This is a genomic window from Plebeiibacterium marinum (genome assembly GCF_026013615.1).
Taxonomy (GTDB): Bacteria; Bacteroidota; Bacteroidia; order Bacteroidales; family Marinilabiliaceae; genus Saccharicrinis; species Saccharicrinis marinus_A.
In genome coordinates, this window is the sequence record NZ_JAPDPI010000005.1 from 73,077 (window position 1) to 91,022 (window position 17,946).

Annotated in this window: 14 protein-coding genes and 1 tRNA gene; 13 read left to right on the plus strand and 2 right to left on the minus strand. The window is 35.3% G+C overall.

All coding sequences use genetic code 11. The features are described from left to right. The first annotated feature begins 611 nt into the window (after positions 1–611). The 5 genes from OM074_RS04000 (at position 612) to OM074_RS04020 (ending at position 7,166) form a co-directional block, all read left to right on the plus strand. Complete coding sequence (locus OM074_RS04000) at positions 612–1,469, plus strand: DUF3737 family protein (RefSeq protein WP_301197998.1); 858 nt, start codon at positions 612–614, stop codon at positions 1,467–1,469. A 373-nt stretch (positions 1,470–1,842) separates the two neighbouring features. Continuing rightward, on the plus strand, positions 1,843–3,024 hold the full coding sequence (locus OM074_RS04005; protein WP_301197999.1) for a MalY/PatB family protein: 1,182 nt from the start codon (positions 1,843–1,845) through the stop codon (positions 3,022–3,024). Positions 3,025–3,342: 318 nt separating this feature from the next. After that, positions 3,343–3,741, plus strand: a complete 399-nt coding sequence (locus tag OM074_RS04010) for a cupin domain-containing protein (protein ID WP_301198000.1) — start codon at positions 3,343–3,345, stop codon at positions 3,739–3,741. 148 nt (positions 3,742–3,889) lie between these two features. Next, positions 3,890–4,948: an alpha/beta hydrolase gene (locus OM074_RS04015; protein WP_301198001.1), complete on the plus strand. Its 1,059-nt coding sequence runs from the start codon at positions 3,890–3,892 to the stop codon at positions 4,946–4,948. A 403-nt stretch (positions 4,949–5,351) separates the two neighbouring features. Continuing rightward, positions 5,352–7,166, plus strand: coding sequence for a glycoside hydrolase family 2 protein (locus tag OM074_RS04020; RefSeq protein WP_301198002.1), 1,815 nt, complete (start codon positions 5,352–5,354; stop codon positions 7,164–7,166). Between the two features lie 107 nt (positions 7,167–7,273). Here OM074_RS04020 and OM074_RS04025 read toward each other — a convergent pair. Continuing rightward, positions 7,274–7,348: transfer RNA gene (locus tag OM074_RS04025), tRNA-Pro, on the minus strand. A 202-nt stretch (positions 7,349–7,550) separates the two neighbouring features. Here OM074_RS04025 and OM074_RS04030 point away from each other — a divergent pair. From OM074_RS04030 to OM074_RS04065, 8 genes are all read left to right on the plus strand, one after another. Next, a complete protein-coding gene (locus OM074_RS04030) occupies positions 7,551–8,138 on the plus strand; it encodes an RNA polymerase sigma-70 factor (RefSeq protein ID WP_301198003.1) in 588 nt (195 codons plus the stop codon). A 99-nt stretch (positions 8,139–8,237) separates the two neighbouring features. Next, positions 8,238–8,384 (plus strand): hypothetical protein, encoded by a 147-nt coding sequence (locus OM074_RS04035; RefSeq protein ID WP_301198004.1) that lies wholly within the window; start codon positions 8,238–8,240, stop codon positions 8,382–8,384. 66 nt (positions 8,385–8,450) lie between these two features. Further along, positions 8,451–9,410, plus strand: coding sequence for a FecR family protein (locus OM074_RS04040; protein WP_301198005.1), 960 nt, complete (start codon positions 8,451–8,453; stop codon positions 9,408–9,410). Between the two features lie 44 nt (positions 9,411–9,454). Further along, entirely contained in the window at positions 9,455–12,112 is a 2,658-nt protein-coding gene (locus OM074_RS04045; protein ID WP_301198006.1) for a TonB-dependent receptor, read from the plus strand. Between the two features lie 4 nt (positions 12,113–12,116). Beyond that, positions 12,117–13,061, plus strand: a complete 945-nt coding sequence (locus OM074_RS04050; protein WP_301198007.1) for a DUF4249 family protein — start codon at positions 12,117–12,119, stop codon at positions 13,059–13,061. Between the two features lie 183 nt (positions 13,062–13,244). Beyond that, positions 13,245–14,240, plus strand: coding sequence for a thioredoxin-disulfide reductase (gene trxB / locus OM074_RS04055; protein WP_301198008.1), 996 nt, complete (start codon positions 13,245–13,247; stop codon positions 14,238–14,240). 60 nt (positions 14,241–14,300) lie between these two features. Beyond that, positions 14,301–15,215 carry a hypothetical protein gene (locus OM074_RS04060; protein ID WP_301198009.1) on the plus strand — a complete coding sequence of 305 codons (915 nt, stop codon included), beginning with the start codon at positions 14,301–14,303 and terminating at the stop codon, positions 15,213–15,215. Between the two features lie 25 nt (positions 15,216–15,240). Then, a complete protein-coding gene (locus OM074_RS04065) occupies positions 15,241–16,521 on the plus strand; it encodes a DUF8618 domain-containing protein (protein WP_301198010.1) in 1,281 nt (426 codons plus the stop codon). A 54-nt stretch (positions 16,522–16,575) separates the two neighbouring features. On the opposite strand, the gene OM074_RS04070 is transcribed toward OM074_RS04065, so the two are convergent. Next, on the minus strand, positions 16,576–17,829 hold the full coding sequence (locus tag OM074_RS04070) for an aminotransferase class I/II-fold pyridoxal phosphate-dependent enzyme (RefSeq protein ID WP_301198011.1): 1,254 nt from the start codon (positions 17,827–17,829) through the stop codon (positions 16,576–16,578). Between the last annotated feature and the right edge of the window lie 117 nt (positions 17,830–17,946).

The window sequence follows — 17,946 nt, forward strand, 5'->3', positions numbered from 1 at the left end:
ACTTGATAATAAGCACGTTTATTTTTATTAAATGTTTTTGTTGATTGGGTACTTGCTTAATTCTGGTGCAAATATAAAGAGCTATTCTTTTAAGTGTTTCTCTCGAGGTTTACATTCCGGAATATGGGTAAGTATATCCGTAATTGAGGTATGTTGATGATTTTATCGGGAGATGAAACATTAATGTTTAATGCGAATCAAGAGTTGAAATAAAAAATAAACACAGAGACAAAAAGGCACAGAGTTTTTTTATATACTTGGTTGGTATAAACGGCACTTTCATGAATAATGACAATGATAAAGTATCTTTATTAATAGAAAGAAAATAGTGCACAGAAGTAAATCCTAACGGATTTTGAAAAAAAATATTAAACTCTGTGTCTTGGCGACTCTGTGTTCGTTTTTTAACCCTTGATTGGTATGTTTAATATATAATTTTATTCCTGTCAGATAAAAGAATCTATTTCTTTAGTACGTTCTATATAGGCATCAGCCAGTATATAAAACCAGATTCCGTAAAAATGGTAAATACTACCGTAATTATGGTCAGTTTGTTTATAGGCACTTCTTCATCTTTGTATCCTGTAAAATTTAACAAAACACAGATTCAAATGAATATAATAGAAAACAAGTCTTTTCAGGGAGAGAGACCATTATTTGCATCAAATAATGTACAACTTGAAAATGTAAAGATTTATACCGGAGAGTCGGCATTAAAAGAATCGAATAATGTAAATGCAATCAATTGTGTATTTATGGGTAAATATCCATTTTGGCACAATTCACACACTGTTATAGATGATTCATTGTTTACAGAAGGGGGAAGAGCTGCAATTTGGTATTGTGATGATTTACGTATGGTGAACACTCGTGTTGAAGCACCAAAAATGTTTCGGGAAATTGATGGATTGTACATTCAAAATGTAAAATTGACCGATGCTCAAGAATGTACCTGGTGGTGTAAGAATGTTGAGTTTAAAGATGTTGAAGTCAATAATGGAGATTACATTTTTAAAAATTGCGAAAATATTAAAATAGATAATCTTACACTTCAAGGAAACTACAGTTTTCAATACACTAAAAATGTTGAAATCCGTAATTCATATTTAAAAACCAAAGATGCATTTTGGAATACAGAAAATGTGACCGTTTACGATTCTGTTATCGAGGGTGAATATTTAGGTTGGCACTCAAAAAACTTACGTCTGGTAAATTGCATCATAGCAGGTACACAACCATTGTGTTATGCTCAAAATCTTATAATGGAAAACTGTGAAATGAAAGAAGATGCTGATTTGGCTTTTGAATACAGTTCTTTAATAGCTGAAATTAAAGGTTCAATAGCAAGTATAAAAAATCCAAGAAGTGGGGAGATTTTAGCGGATAATATTGGTGAAATTATTATTGACGAAAACTGTAAAAAGCCTGGAGATTGCTTGATTAAAGTAAAAGATGAGGTTAATGTGTAGATGGGTAACAAGGTAAAAGGTAGAAGGGTTAAGGGTAACAAGGTTATGGCTATGAGCATAGAGCAAAGGGCGTAGTGTGAAGTAAATAATATGGAGAAAGGGAGTAGGGAACAAGAAGAAGGGAATTTGCAGCTTGTATAAGTACTTAAAAGACTGAAACCACGGACTAGTTCGTGATATAATAGAATAGGGTAAAACCCTGTTGTGTTCAGAAAGATCTTGATATTCTCATTAACAGTAATTATCAACAAATAAATTATTAAGAGATAGGGTCACAAGATATAACCTTGCATAGAAGTAGAGGTATTTATTGAAATACACCTTTTTACTTTATAAACTTTCAACTAGGTACTTTCAACTTATAACTTTTAATATGAAATATAATTTCGACGAAATAATAAATCGTAAAGGAAGTAACTCCTACAAATGGGATACGAATTCAAATAACGAGGTATTACCTATGTGGGTGGCTGATATGGATTTTAAAACAGCACCTCCAATTATAGATGCACTGGCTAAAAGAGTGCAACATGGTGTTTTTGGCTATGCCAATGTGCCGGATGCTTATTATAATGCAGTAATCGATTGGTTTAGCAGGAGACACTGCTTCAAAATTGAAAGGGACTGGATGATATACACCATTGGAGTGGTTCCTGCTGTGTCTGCAATTATTTTAGCCATGACTCAGCCTGGAGATAAAGTAATTGTTCAGGAACCGGTATATAATTGTTTCTTTTCTTCCATTCGCAATAACCAGTGCGAAAGCGTTTCGAACGATTTAATATATGCTGATGGTACATATTCTATTGATTTTGATGATTTAGAAATGAAAGTAGCCGATCCAAAAGCTAAGGTTATGTTATTGTGTAATCCTCATAATCCTGCAGGAAGAGCGTGGACAAAAGAAGAATTAGAAAGGATAGGCCATATATGTTTTAGAAATAATGTTTTTGTTATATCCGACGAAATTCACTGCGATTTGGTACACAATGGACATACTCATATTCCTTTTGGTTCTATGGGTCCTGAATTTTTGGAGAATTCCGCAATTTGTATTGCACCAAGCAAAACATTTAACTTAGCTGGTTTACAGGTTGCTAATATCATAGCATATAATCCACAAATCAAACAAAAAATTGATAAAGCAATTAATATTAACGAAGTATGTGATATTAGTCCGTTTGCCATTGAAGCATTAATAGCTGCATATACACATCCTGATTCAGAAAAATGGCTGGAAGATTTAAAGAATTATTTATGGGGTAATTACCAAATGGTTAAGGGATTCTTTGTGGAGAAACTTCCTGAATTTCCTGTTTTACCACTCCAAGCCACTTACTTGATGTGGATTGATTGTTCTGTATTAAATATGACATCAAAAGAATTGTTGGATAAAATGATTGAAGCTGAAAATATACGACTAAACGAAGGTGTTATATATGGAAAAGCAGGAGAGGGATTTATGCGATTAAATATTGCTTGCCCTAAAGATACTTTGCTAGAAGGATTGATAAGAACAGAGAAGGCTTTTAAAAGCATTTTTGCAGAAAAGTAGTATAAGTAAAAACTCCTTTTTTCGTCATGTTTATAACGTGATATATTCCGTAATTAAGGTAATTATTACTGTAATTAAGGTATGTTATTCGTGTTGTTTCCTTCCATATTTGTAATCGGTTTATTACCGTCAAAGAGTAGTTTTTGTAAAGATCATAAAGAATAAAAAATGAAGAATATAATATGCGTATTAGGAGTTTTGGTAAAATAGATAATATTAATGCTTCGGAATTAAAAGAAGTATTAGGGGATGGTGATGTAACTATTACATTATCATTGCCGTGAAACCTTTTTTTTGTATAAAATATGAGTAAATAAAATGAGTGATTTTAAGCAAATATTTCCATTAGGACAGAAAAATGATGCTTACGCAGAATACTTTGTTGGACAGAGTTATTTGGCATTATTAACATTAGAAGGAGTACCTACATTTAATGTGACCTTTGAGCCAGGATGTCGCAACAACTGGCATATTCATCAGGGAGGTGGTCAGATCTTATTATGTACTGCCGGAACAGGTTGGTATCAGGAAGAAGGAAAACCTGCACAAATATTAAATCCTGGCGATGTTGTAAATATTCCGGCAGGAGTTAACCATTGGCATGGAGCAACAAAAGACAGTTGGTTTGCTCATGTAGCCATGTCGGTCCCTGTAGAAGGATCTACAACGGAATGGGGCGGACCTTTAACAGATGAAGAATACAATATGTTAGGGTGATAGATTAATAGGTCATTAGGTCAGTAAATCATTAGGTTGTTAAGAGTTTGGCTATAGGGATTTACAGCATGGTGATATAAATAAACTTTGGCTCAAATAGCAAAAGATATCTTAATTAAAATATTGTTATGCAAATAACAAAATAGAAATGAGAAAAATATTAATGGTGGGAGTAATGTCAATATTATTATTGACACAAGCATGTACAGAAATAAAAAATAAAGAAAACAAGATGAAAAATACAGAAACAGAAGAGCATTATACATTTAAATTAAGCGATAAGGTAACTCGTCAAAAAGTATCTTTTAAAAACCGTTATGGTATTGAGTTAGTAGGTGATTTGTATTTACCTAATGACAGAGGAACTGAGCCTCTTCCTGCAATTGCTGTTAGTGGACCTTACGGAGCTGTAAAAGAACAAGCTTCAGGTTTATATGCCAATGAATTAGCTCAGAGAGGTTTTGCTGTGGTAGCATTTGATCCTTCATATACAGGTGAAAGTGGTGGTGAACCACGAAATGTAGCATCTCCAGATATTAACACTGAAGACTTTAGTGCTGCAATTGATTTTCTTGGAACTCAATCATTTATTGACAGAGAAAAAGCAGGTATTATGGGTATTTGCGGTTTTGGAGGTATGGGTTTAAATGCCACGGCTGCTGATAAACGAGTTAAAGCTATTGCTGTAGCAAGTATGTACGATATGTCGCGCGTTACTGCTAAAGGTTATTTCGATAGCATGACAGCTGAACAACGTTCACAAACATTAGAGCAATTGGGGCAACAAAGATGGAAAGATGCAGAGGCCGGTACCCCTGCTTATGGAACTGCAGGATTGCCAAAACCAGAGCAACTAACAGGACAAGAACCTGAATTCGTAAAAGGGTATGTTAATTATTATAAAACGGAAAGAGGTTTCCACTCTCGTTCTATCAACTCTAATGGTTCATATACTGCAACCAATGCATTATCATTCATGAATATGCCTTTGATGACTTACATCAATGAAATTTCTCCACGTCCTATTTTAATTATTGCAGGAGAAAATGCACACTCACGTTACTTTAGTGAAGATGCTTATAAAGCAGCAAACGAACCTAAGGAATTAATGATTATTCCAGGTGCGGTTCATACTGATTTATATGATAAAACAGATATCATTCCTTTTGATAAATTAGAGTCTTTCTTTAATGAAAATTTAAAATAACGGGTTGAGTAATATTCTGATATGATATTTAGTACTTGCAAGAAAACTCGATTTTTTCCCAACCCGCACCCTCCAACTTTCCCGAATACAAGTTCGGAACAGACATTAAAGGGAGAGTCTCAACCCACAGTGCGCGAGAGGCTTCCCCTTCAGGGGACGAGGGGTGAGCGATGGGGTTAACTATAAAACCGGAGTTTTCTTGCAGAGACTATTTACATTTAAAAATATATTAGGGCTTTGTTTTTTAACTCAACAATTCTTAATCAGAGGGTATTTTAGTGGATAATAAGGTAAAGAGGCGGACTATAATGTAAAAATGCTAATGGACGCTAAAGGGCACTAACATATTTAAATCATAAAATGTAACTTTACTTTTCCTAGTTTATTGTAATATAAATCTATTATGACTACACAAAAACTCATGCTACTGTTTATTCTGGCAATATGCTTCTCATTAAGCTATTCCCAGGCTCAAAAAATCTTTATTTCAAATACTTTTAACCGCACCTGTACCAGTTTAAATGGTAAGTGGCAATATGTAGTAGATGCTTATGAAACTGGAGGAATGGGAGGGATGCCTATATTCAGAAACTACGAGCCAAAGGATAAATCAGACAGGGTAGAGTATGGATTTACTTCAGGAAGAACGTTGTGGGTGCCCGGGAGTTGGAATATTCAAAAGCCAGAATTAAACTATTATGAAGGTTCTGTTTGGTATCGCAAAACATTTAACAAGGAGAATATCTCGAAAGATAAACGATATTTTATTTATATAGGTGCATCCAATTATAAAACTACCGTTTCCCTCAATGGTAAAATATTAGGTAAACATGAAGGTGGTTTCACGCCTTTTTCATACGAAGTAACAGACCTGTTGAAAGAAAAGGATAATTATGTTATTATAGGAGTAAATAATTCACGGGAAGCAGACTATATACCCGCAAAGGTTACGGATTGGTTTAATCATGGAGGGATAACCCGCGATGTAAAAATCATTGAAGTGCCTAAAACTTTCATTAACAACTATTTTATTGCTCTTGATAAATCAGCTCTTAATTTTAAAACAAAAAAAATTAAGGGTAAGATTCAATTTGCCGGATCTGAATTACCCAAGAAAGCAAACGTAATCATCCCGGAACTGAAAATAGACAAAGAAATTTCAGTTAATGAAGAAGGAGATACAGAATTTACACTTGAAGTAAAACATTTAGAACTTTGGTCGCCTGAAAACCCTAAATTGTATACAGTTACTATAACTGCAGGTAGCGATAAAATAAGTGATGAAATAGGGTTTAGAACGATAGAAACAAAAGGAAAACAGATTCTGTTAAATGGAAAGCCCGTCTTTTTAAAAGGGATTTGTTTGCACGATGAAAATCCATTACGTAAAGATCGTACAAATAATATAGAGGATGCAAAACTAATGCTTGGTTGGGCCCGGGAATTAGGATGTAATTTTTTACGTTTAGCCCATTATCCGCATCAGGAAAAAATTGTGCGATTAGCCGATAAAATGGGAATGCTGCTTTGGGAAGAGCTACCTCTGTATTGGGGAATTCAATGGGGAAACCCTGAAGTGCTAAAAAAAGCAAAAGCTCAGTATACCGAGATGATCAATCGTGATTATAACCGGGCTAGTTCAATCATTTGGTCAGTTGCTAATGAAACAGCCCCAACTGAAGACAGAACAAAGTTTTTATCGGATTTAGCAGATTATATCAGATCAATAGACGATACACGGCTAATATCCGCCGCTTGCAAAAAGGACCAGGAAGCAGATGGGCATCCAGACAGCGTTTATACTTATAATGATCCATTAATGGAAAAACTGGATATTATTAGTTTTAACGAATACCTTGGCTGGTATGGAGGTTTTCCCGAAGAATGCAGAACTAAGTCTTTTAAAGCGGGTCTTGAAAAACCAATTGTCGTAACTGAATTTGGAGGTGGCGCTTTACAAGGATTTCATGGCGATAGTTTAACCCGATGGAGCGAGGAGTTTCAGGAATACCTTTATAAAGAAAGTATTGCTATGTTTGATAAAATTGATGGCCTCGCTGGTATGACGCCCTGGATCCTGGTAGACTTTCAATCCCCATTACGCCAGTTACCGGAAATACAGGATGGTTGGAATCGTAAAGGTTTAATATCAGAAAAAGGATACAAGAAAAAAGCCTTTTTTGTTTTGAAAGAGTATTATGAATCAAAAGGCCGTTAAAATATTGTCACAGGGTAAGAGTTGTGATTAATAGTCATCTTAAGAAATACTGGATAAAAAAAGCGATTAGATGTTTTTCTAATCGCTTTTTTAATGTTTTGTAAAAGTCGGGATGACAGGATTTGAACCTGCGACCCCTGGTCCCCCAGACCAGTGCGCTAACCGGGCTGCGCCACATCCCGAAATCGGATTGCAAATATATAAAAAAAGTTGTATTAAAATTGTTCGAAAAGTAAATTTAATTACTGCGAAGCAGACAACCTGTAATAATAATTCTTGTCTATCTAAAAAATATCATGTTTTATCCTTAGGATTGTTCACTTGATAAGAAAAAAACTGCAGAAGAATAAAAAATATATAGTTTTGTAGGGAATTTTGGAATTTATGACAGAAAAGGAATTATTAACAAGACTCTCACGTGGGGATGAATCTGCCTTTGAACAGATTTTTGTTGCCTATTACCAGCCACTGGTTGTTTTTGCTAACAAACTGGTTTTTGATATTGATATGGCAAGAGATCTTGTGCAAGGAGTTATAGTTCACTTCTATGAAAAAAGAGAAGAAATTCAGATACACACCTCGTTAAAAGCACATCTATATCAATCTGTTCGTAATAAATGCCTGAACCATTTAAAAAGGGAACAGACTCTTAGAACTCATCATTCTGTACTTTTTCAGGAATCCAAAGAAGCGGAAGGGGCATTTCATGATATCATGGAGGAAACAGAACTTGAAAATAAAATATTTCAAGTGATAAATACGCTTCCGGGACAATGTCGTAAAATCTTTGAAATGAGTCGTTTTCAGGGGAAAACAAATCAGGAAATTGCAGATGAGCTTTCAATATCAAAACGTACTGTGGAGACACAAATTAGTAATGCACTAAAAAAAATGCGTCAAAAGCTTTCACAATACATGGGAATATTGGTTTCTGTAGCCATTGGGATTTTTATAGTGCTATTGGGGATATAATTAAGAATAATTCTAAATGAATTATTTTAAAAATATAATATACGTGTAGTAATAAAAGTAATTGTCATACATTCACAATAACTCGTAAAAAGTACAACTATGGAATTCTTATTACAAATGATTGCAGAATTACTAAGTAATCCTGAAGAAATACAGCAACAACAAATTAACAATGTAGTTGATGAAGTTGAGGTTGAAGAAGTTGTGGCAGAGGAAGAATTCTTTAGTCTGATGCATTTTCATTAAACATTAATTTCGGGTTGTAGGATTGTTGAATTTACAGTACAGAAAGTGAGGAATAACGAGGAAAATATGGAAAGGATTATTGTTGGATATTTAACCAATGATATTTCAGAGGAAGAAATGCTTATTTTAAATAAGTGGAGGGGGGAGTCTGCACAAAATGAAGACGAGTTCGCTAAATTTGAATATGTGTGGAACAAAAGCCAACATTTAAAAGTGTTTGAGTCAATCGATGTGCAGGGAGATTTTGAGATAGTTAAAAATGTATTGCAACAAAATGGTACAAAAGGAGTTTCCCGAAAATTAAATGTGGTATTCGGTTTAAGAAAAATGGCAGCTGTTCTGTTGCCTGCTTTATTTTTGTCAACAGCTTTATTCCTTTATTTAAAAGTACCAGGATTCGGTCGGTTAACAGCCTATAAATCCGGAGATAAAATTGAAAGGATTGTTCTTCCTGATAATTCAGTAGTTGTATTAAATAAAAACAGTAAGTTAGTATATAATAAAGCTATCAATACCCAGGCATCCAGGGAAGTGTATTTGAATGGAGAAGCTTTTTTTGACGTAACTCATAATGATACCCCCTTTGTCGTAAATGTGGATGATGCCACAGTAGAAGTGTTAGGTACAGAATTTAATGTAAATGAACTTAATCAACAGCTATCGGTATTGGTTGTTTCCGGAAAAGTTGGGGTGCAGGCATATGAACAGAGAGTGGAACTGACTAAGGGAGAAAGGGCTATAGTAAAAGATGGTGTGGTAACTGAAGAAAACATCCTCTCTTATAATGATTTATACTGGAAATCTAGTGCATTAAAGTTTGAGCAAGCTTCACTAAAACAAATATGTGCCGATTTACAAAAAGCTTTTGACGAAATAGAGGAAGTTAAATATTTGTGTAAAGATGTTGATATTAAGGTTACTACTACCTTTGAAAATCAGGATTTAAAAGACATTCTGGAAGAATTACAGATTCACTTCAATAAAAAAATAAAATTAAATGGTTCTGTTTTAACAATCTCTGATTAAATTCGCAAGAGTTTAATTAGAAATGTTATTGTGGTACTGTTTAAATGAACCTAAGCAGAGTTTTAAAATATATTTGTACACTTACTGTTCTGTATTCTAGTTGTTTGTTTTCTTATGGACAATCAATCCTGCAAAAGGAAATTGATATTCCTAAAGTCTCAGGCTCAACGCTTGAATTATTACAAATATTGGAGAATGAAGTAGGGATTCCTTTTAGTTATAGCAATCGGTTGTGCCTGGATAACAACGTGATTCTTTCTTCTTCGCGAAATACCATAGAAGGTTTTATTAACGAACTATTCCATGACTGCCCTGTAGTTATATCAGAAAGAAAGAATAAGATAATCTTACTTCCTGATAATAGCCACTCACACAATAAAGAGATTTGTATCAGCGGTTTTGTCAGGAGTAAAAAGGATGGTGAAATCCTGATTGGAGCTTCAGTATATGAATCACATCTTTGGGAGGGGATTAACTCAAATAATTTTGGATATTATAACCTGATACTTCAGGAGGGCGAGGTGGTAATAAATTGCTCTTATGTGGGGTATGAAAGTGTTCAGCATCGTTTTTATCTGAAAAATGATACAGTACTTAATTTTTCTCTTCAGGAAAATGCTTCCATAAGTGAAATCCCTATAGTAAGTTTTATTACGCCTGAAGGAATCAACTCTACAAGAAACAGTACTATCAGCCTGCCTGTTGCTCAAATAAAAAAAGTTCCCGCATTCATGGGCGAAATAGATGTTGCAAGGACTTTGCAGCTTTTGCCTGGTATTAATGGGGGGAGTGAAGGTGTAAGCGGATTGTTTGTCAGGGGTGGAAGTGCTGATCAAAATTTGTTTTTGCTTGATGATGTACCTGTTTATAATATTTCACACCTTTTTGGTTTTTTCTCAGTGTTTAATGAAGATGCCATCAATAATGTAACTGTAACCAAAGGTGGTTTTCCTGCACGTTATGGCGGGCGCCTGTCTTCGGTGGTTGATATCAGATTAAAGGATGGAAATGATAAAAAAATAAAGGGGACAGCCAGTTTAGGTATGATGTCCTCCAAGCTGGCACTGGATGGGCCATTGTATAAAGAAAAAACTACTTTTAGCCTTTCGTTCCGAAGGTCTTATTACGATCTGGTTTCTATGCTGATCCAATCAGCCAACAATTCCAGAACTTCGTTTTATTTTTATGATACCAATGCAAAAATTACGCATAAGGTTAATGATAAGAATAGATTGTATTTAAGCTTTTATGGGGGGCGTGACCGTGTTTATACAAAGTACAATTTTTCTGAAGTACGGAACCCCAGTCAACCTATTGATGGAACAGAAACCATTGATGTAAACGACGAAAATTATTCAGGTTGGGGAAATACAGTATCATCATTTAGGTGGAATAAGATATATAGTGATAAATTATTTTCAAACATATCCCTGGCATATAGTAATTATACATATTTTGTTGGCCACGAAGAGCATTTAATTGATTATGATACCTGGGATTATTATGAGCAAAAGGCTTATAGTGGGATAACAGATTATCTGGCAAAGGTGGATTTTGATTATTTTTTAACCCCAAGTCACCATGTTCGGTTTGGGGGGAATTATATTTTTCATGCCTTTAATCCGGGATCTGATATAATTAGGGAGTCCAGAAACACAGCTACAGTATTGGATTCAACCATTGGAGGTAAAAATGTACATGGTAATGAGCTATATCTGTATTTAGAAGATGATTTTGATTTGACCCACAACATTAAAGTAAATGCGGGTATGCATGGTTCGTTATATTTTACAAAGGGGAAGTGGTATAGGTCTTGGCAACCCCGTTTGTCAATGCGTTATCTTGTAACACCAAAGCTGGCATTAAAAGCTTCGTATTCCAGAATGACTCAGTATATGCATTTACTTTCTACATCAGCAGTCTCTTTGCCAACTGATTATTGGATTCCGGTATCCGATAATGTTAAACCACAACATGCCACTCAGGTTTCAATAGGTGGAAAGTTTGAGATAAATAAAGGTTTTGATATCTCTGTTATGGGATATTATAAAGATTATCATAACCTTATTGCGCAAGGGGAAGATAATGTCTCTGATGTTTATACCAACTCATGGGAAGAAGGGTTGGTAAGGGGCGTTGGGAATGCAAAAGGATTGGAGTTTCTAATTCATAAAAAAACCGGTAAATTCACTGGTTGGGTTGGTTATACTTTGGCTAAGGCCATTCAAAAATATGCAGAATTAAACGGGGGAGAAAGCTTTCCAACAACGAACGACAGGAGACATGATTTAGGTATTTTTGGGAGTTATGAGGTGAGTCCCAAAATTGATATTTCAGCCACATGGCTGTTTGGCTCCGGTAATACGGTTACTTTACCCTCTCAAAAATATTATAACCCCAGGTTGCCCGGTAGCGATAATAGCCTTCAAAGTGGATATTCAGAGTATATATCTACATATAATGGTTATAAAATGCCCGTTTTTCACAGGATGGATGTTGGGATAAATTTGAAGAAGGAGACCAAAAGGGGAGAACGTGTATGGACCATGGGTGTTTATAACTTATACGGGAGGCAAAATGCATTTTCCCTATATTTCTCAAATGAAATTGATGAGTCTACAGGTAATATGAAAAGGGAGTTGAAACAACTTAGTATTTTCCCGTTCCCAATACCTTATATTCGTTATACATTAAAATTTTAATGCCATGATGATAAAAGAAAAAGGTGCCATATGGTTTTTCCTGTTATTGCTGGGATTTGTTTTTTCGTCATGTGAGAAGAGTTTGGATTATCAGATCCAAAACCAGAAATCCAGATTGGTGATGTATTCTTTTCCTATGGCTGATAGTGCTATGAACTTGCATGTTAGTTATACAACAGATATATTATCCTTGCAAAACTATAATAAGGTGACAGGGGCTCATGCTACAATACGTATCAATAACCAGATTGTATCAGAATCCGTTTACTCAACTGAGGAGGATATGATGATGCTGGAAGATGTAGTTGTTAAAAGGCACGATACGGTTAATGTAGTGGTTAGTGTAAATGATAGCACTGTTATAAGTGCAGAGACCATTGTTCCTGTTGCTGCACAAATTATTTCCGTTGATACAGCTCGTGTGATGGAGTTTAATGACGAGAATACTGAGGAGGAGATGTTGAAGTGTGAATTAGGAATTTATGATGCCGCTTCTATCAGGAATTACTATCAGGTAAAGGTTGAAGCATATACTTATACAGAGGTAGAAGGACAAAATAGCTGCCAGGTAGAAACTGTGGATATTATTGAACAGGATAAAGTTTTTCTTGCAAGTGATTATGAGGCTGTGTTGATTGCAGATATTGACTATCAGAGTACCTTCGAAGATTATTTGTTTAACGGACAGTATTATACGGTGTCGTTCCTGATTCCTAATCAGTATTTATCTCCTTCCGATGGTGTTAAAAGAAAAACGCTTCATTTTTATCTTTATTCATTATCTCCGGAATACTATAAATATGTAAGATCTGTTGCTGAACAGGAGGCCTTTAGGGAAGATCCTTTTTATGAGCAGAGTAATGTGTATTCCAATGTTTCTAATGGATTGGGATTGGTTGGGGGACTGGCTTTTGATGTTGATTCGGTTTCAGTATTTGATCTGCAGTAATGGTGAACCTTTTTTATGGTTCCGTGTTCTTTTTATCTGAAATAGTAAATCATAATTCCAGCCATAATTAAATGGTGTTAAAAGAAATAAAGATTAGTTTTGTCATCGTTTGCTTGAAATATAATCTTTACTTTGCAAACGTTTTTCGGGAGTTATTGTAAATAAATAAAATAAGATATACTTATGGCATTGTTTGAAAAAATGAATTTAGGTGCTAATGAAAATGAAAAGCAAGGTGCATCTGAAGTAGAAAAAACAAAAGTGTTAATTATTGGATCAGGCCCGGCTGGGTATACTGCTGCAATTTATGCAGCAAGAGCTAACCTGAGCCCGGTTCTTTATGAAGGTATGCAGCCTGGAGGACAGCTTACAACAACAACCGAAGTTGAAAATTTCCCTGGATACCCCGAAGGTATTACCGGACCTGCAATGATGGAGGATCTTAAAAACCAGGCAGCACGTTTTGGTACTGACATCCGCTTTGGATATGCATCGGCAGCTGATTTGTCTGAACGCCCGTTTAAAATAACTGTGGATGGCAATAAAGTGGTTGAAACAGAAACACTGATAATTGCCACTGGTGCTACGGCCAAATATCTGGGATTGGTAGATGAGCAAAAATATGCAGGAGGTGGAGTTTCTGCTTGTGCAACATGCGATGGATTTTTCTACAGAGGAAAAGATGTAGCCGTTGTTGGAGGCGGGGATACTGCATGCGAAGAGGCTATGTACCTTGCTGGATTGGCTAAAAAGGTTTACCTTATTGTTCGCCGTGATGTTCTTAGGGCTTCAAAAGTGATGCAGGACCGATTGCTTGCTACCGAAAATATTGAAGTGTTGTGGAAACATCAAACCAAAGGTTTAACAGGAGACGGTGTTGTAGAAGGTGCTATTCTTTGGAAAAATAAGGGTGAGGAAAACGAAGAAGAGGTTAAGATTGATATTGATGGATTCTTCCTGGCTATTGGCCACTCTCCAAATTCCGATATTTTTAAAGAGTATATTGATACCGATGAAGTTGGTTATATCAAAACCATTGGAGGTAGTTCAAAAACAAATGTGCCCGGAGTATTTGCCTGTGGTGATGTGATGGATAACCAATATCGTCAGGCTGTTACAGCTGCCGGTTCTGGATGTAAAGCTGCTATTGATGCAGAACGTTTCCTTAGCGAAAATTAAAAGAAATTTATATTTTTATAATAATGGAAGGCTTATCTTTGTGTAGGTCTTCCATTTTTTATGCATAAGAGTTTTCTTGATACTGCCGGTTTCTTAAATTATTCTTTAATCGATGATTATAAGATATTAGAATTAAACACCCAGAGTGTTGTGGTATTCCTTTTGGCCAGGGAATCGGTGGTGAATAGACTGGTAAACAGTATATCCACAAGAGATTGCCTTTTATGTTCCCTTAGGGGTTCACTTAAGGCCGGGCCTGGTCTGTTGCAAGGAAAATATCACATAACCACATACTCAGATTCGATATTACCCGGGCACAACCTGATCTTTGACTCCTTGCATCACAGAAGAAAGTATATTGAAAGAGTAAGAGATATGCTTTTGCTTGCAGATGAGTACCGCGATAGCTTTGTTATGTGTGATGGTATCAATTATCCAGATAAAGAGAAGAGGCATTTTTATTGTCATCTTTTAGATAAGGAGTATATCCCACTCTTTGATTTTTTATCTGAAGGTGAGTGTTTCTCAACCTTACTGGCTGGTTCAGCAGGTGATATTTTTCTTAAAAAACAGAATCTCAAATCCTCTATTGTTTTAAGAAGTAAAGATAAGAATTGGCTTTTTGATGTTTATCTGGAAATAGAAAAGGTTTTAGGGAGGAGCTATTCGTTGTCAAAATATCCTCATGTAAATTTTATTGTGCAAAAGGAGGCGGACTTCTATTTTCTTGTTATCTATCCCCGGGTGGTATACAAGCCGCTGGAGTTTTATGATAACTCTGAAAACAGGATAAATATTGTACCAGGCGTGTTCGAAATGGCCGGGGTATTTATAACCAATTCTGAATCTTCATATAATAATTGCAATATTGATTCAATTAATAGTATTTATGAGCAAATTTCTTATAGCTTTACTAATCTGAAAAAGTTGTTGATGCCATTGATTAGTGATATTAGCAACCCAAAAATATTTTAATTTAAAAATGCTATAGAATATCTTCATGAATAATCCGACACTAAAACTTGATATATTATACAGTAAAAGCGTAATGGTATCCTTGGAAGGCTTCTATTTTATAGGAGATTCACAGCGTTGCCTTTCCGGGGATTGGTTGGTGCGGGCCGATCAAAAAAATATTGTTATTGAAAATGACGATGAAATTATTGTTGTTGACAATAATGTGCTTTTTGCTCCATTGGATTGGGAAGAAAGTTTCTTTATTATGAAAGAAGAAGGGGGTGAGCATGCTGCCAAAAACTATTACAAAGGGGCTATCCATGTGTCACTGAAAGAGGGAAAAGTGAAAGTGGAAAATGAGGTTGATATCGATTTTTTTATTAGTAGTGTATTGGATAGAAGGTATGCAGATAACAACCAATTGGAGTTTTTAAAAGTACAAGTTGTCCTGTTGCGGAGTTATTTATTAAAATTTAATAAAGAAATAAATGCAGTAGGCTTGCTTGAACCAAAAGCAGATAATGATGTACTATTACACAATAAAAACTACATAGAACCAACGCCGGAGCAATTGCATTTTGTATATACAGGATGTTCGTTAAATAGTAATAAATTGGTTCAGAGTGCTGTGGAGCAAACAAAAGGGATGGCTGTATTTCATAATAGCAAGGTAGTTGTTCTGCCAATTTCATTGTGTTGCGGGGGTGTAACGGGTGTTGAGTATTATTTAGGTGAAGATAAGATAGGTGACTATCTAAAAAACAGAAGAGATACAGCTGAAGATAAAAGTCTGGATTTGCAAAATGACGATGATTTTTATAATTGGTTGTATAGTACGGATAATTGTTTCTGCAACGAAAAGCGGAGTGATGTGTTGTCGAAATTAGTGAGTGTTGATATCGGAAATAGAGATGAATTATATCGGTGGAATAAGGTTGTTTCTAAAAAAGATATTGGTGCGGCAATTGCTAGAATTGATGAAGGAAGATGGGAGAGTATAGACAGCATTTCAATTAAAGAGCGAAGTGTTGACGGTAATATTAAGCAGCTCGAAATTTTTGGAGAGGATAAAAGTACTGTTCTTCAGAAAAAAGAATTGATGTTGTTTTCAGCCTTACTTGATTTGCCAACTACTGCCTTCGTTGTAAAATCACTTGAAAACAATGAGAGTGTGGGAGATGGATTTACTTTTAACGGGATAGGTAAAGGTCATAGGGCTGGTTTGTGTTTGCTTGGCACTATGGTGATGTCCGAAAAAGGATACAGGATGGAAGAAATCATAGCGCATTATTTTAAAGATGTCTATATATCAAAACAATATTAATAAAAAAAGGAGGCTTTGTTAAAGGCCTCCTTTTTTTTATTGGGTATATTTCAATTATAAAATATTCGCAATTTTATCGCTTTGATATGCTCCTGCAGCAAGCTTTTCTTTAACTTCACCAAATGCTTTAATAGTATATTCAACATCTTCTAATGTGTGAACTGCAGTTGGGATAATTCTTAGCATTAACTGATCCTTAGGAATTACTGGATAAACAACAATTGAACAGAAAATATTATAGTTTTCTCTCAAATCCATTGTTAACTGAGTAGCTTCAGGTACAGAACCATTTAAGAATACAGGAGTAACAGGAGATTCTGTTTTTCCTAAATCAAACCCTTGTTCTTTTAGTCCTTTTTGTAAGGCGTTTACTACTGTCCAAAGGTTTTCTTTTAACTGAGGCTCGGTCTTTAATAATTCCAAACGTTTCAGTGCACCAATTACTATTGGCATTGGTAACGACTTGGCAAAAATCTGCGAACGTAAGTTGTATCTTAAATAGCTAACAACTTCTTCGTTGGCAGCAACAAAAGCACCAATGGCAGCCATCGACTTGGCAAATGTGTTGAAAAGTATATCTACCTTATCAGTAACGCCAAAGTGTTCTGGTGTTCCTGCACCGGTTTTTCCCATTGTACCAAAACCGTGAGCGTCATCCACTAACAAACGGAACTCAAATTTGTCTTTTAATGCTACAATTTTATCAAGGGCACCTAAATCGCCTGCCATACCAAAAACACCTTCAGTAACAACAAGGATTCCTCCACCTGTTTCTTTTGCTCTTTTTGTAGCAAATTCAAGCATCTTTTCACATCTGGCTATATCATTGTGTGGGAAAACAAAACTTTTTCCACCCTTTGCCTTATGTAAGAAGATACCATCCATGATACAGGCATGAGACTCAGAATCGTAAACGATAACATCGTTTCTTGAGGCAAGAGTGTCAATGATTGATACCATTCCCTGATAGCCAAAATTTAAAAGATATGAGTCTTCCTTGCCAACGAATTCGGCCAAAGCAGCCTCAAGTTCCTCGTGCTTGCTTGTTTGACCAGACATCATTCTGGCACCCATAGGATAACCTAATCCATATTCAGCAGCAGCTTCAGCATCAGCTTTTCTTACCTCCGGGTGATTAGCTAAACCTAAATAGTTATTTAAACTCCAGGTTAAAACCTCTTTTCCCCTGAATTTCATCTTAGGGCTAATCTCTCCTTCTAACTTTGGGAACATAAAATATCCATGGGCATCCTTGCCATATTGACCAAGTGGTCCCATGGTTTTCTTTATCTTATCAAAAATATCCACTTTGTATATCTTTTATAAATTATTGGCGCAAAGGTAATATTTTTTAATAACCAATGTGAAATACATTAGTTTAAATTTTATTTAATAAAGGTTGAACGTAATTATAGTTGTACCTGC

What these genes read in the sequence shown, in the direction of transcription:
- OM074_RS04005 (WP_301197999.1), top strand. Translation starts at nt 1,843, where the DNA reads ATGAAATATAATTTCGACGAAATAATAAATCGTAAAGGAAGTAACTCC.
- OM074_RS04020 (WP_301198002.1), top strand. Translation starts at nt 5,352, where the DNA reads ATGACTACACAAAAACTCATGCTACTGTTTATTCTGGCAATATGCTTC.
- OM074_RS04040 (WP_301198005.1), top strand. Translation starts at nt 8,451, where the DNA reads ATGGAAAGGATTATTGTTGGATATTTAACCAATGATATTTCAGAGGAA.
- OM074_RS04010 (WP_301198000.1), top strand. Translation starts at nt 3,343, where the DNA reads ATGAGTGATTTTAAGCAAATATTTCCATTAGGACAGAAAAATGATGCT.
- trxB (WP_301198008.1), top strand. Translation starts at nt 13,245, where the DNA reads ATGGCATTGTTTGAAAAAATGAATTTAGGTGCTAATGAAAATGAAAAG.
- OM074_RS04000 (WP_301197998.1), top strand. Translation starts at nt 612, where the DNA reads ATGAATATAATAGAAAACAAGTCTTTTCAGGGAGAGAGACCATTATTT.
- OM074_RS04060 (WP_301198009.1), top strand. Translation starts at nt 14,301, where the DNA reads ATGCATAAGAGTTTTCTTGATACTGCCGGTTTCTTAAATTATTCTTTA.
- OM074_RS04065 (WP_301198010.1), top strand. Translation starts at nt 15,241, where the DNA reads ATGAATAATCCGACACTAAAACTTGATATATTATACAGTAAAAGCGTA.
- OM074_RS04050 (WP_301198007.1), top strand. Translation starts at nt 12,117, where the DNA reads ATGATGATAAAAGAAAAAGGTGCCATATGGTTTTTCCTGTTATTGCTG.
- OM074_RS04035 (WP_301198004.1), top strand. Translation starts at nt 8,238, where the DNA reads ATGGAATTCTTATTACAAATGATTGCAGAATTACTAAGTAATCCTGAA.
- OM074_RS04030 (WP_301198003.1), top strand. Translation starts at nt 7,551, where the DNA reads ATGACAGAAAAGGAATTATTAACAAGACTCTCACGTGGGGATGAATCT.
- OM074_RS04015 (WP_301198001.1), top strand. Translation starts at nt 3,890, where the DNA reads ATGAGAAAAATATTAATGGTGGGAGTAATGTCAATATTATTATTGACA.
- OM074_RS04045 (WP_301198006.1), top strand. Translation starts at nt 9,455, where the DNA reads ATGAACCTAAGCAGAGTTTTAAAATATATTTGTACACTTACTGTTCTG.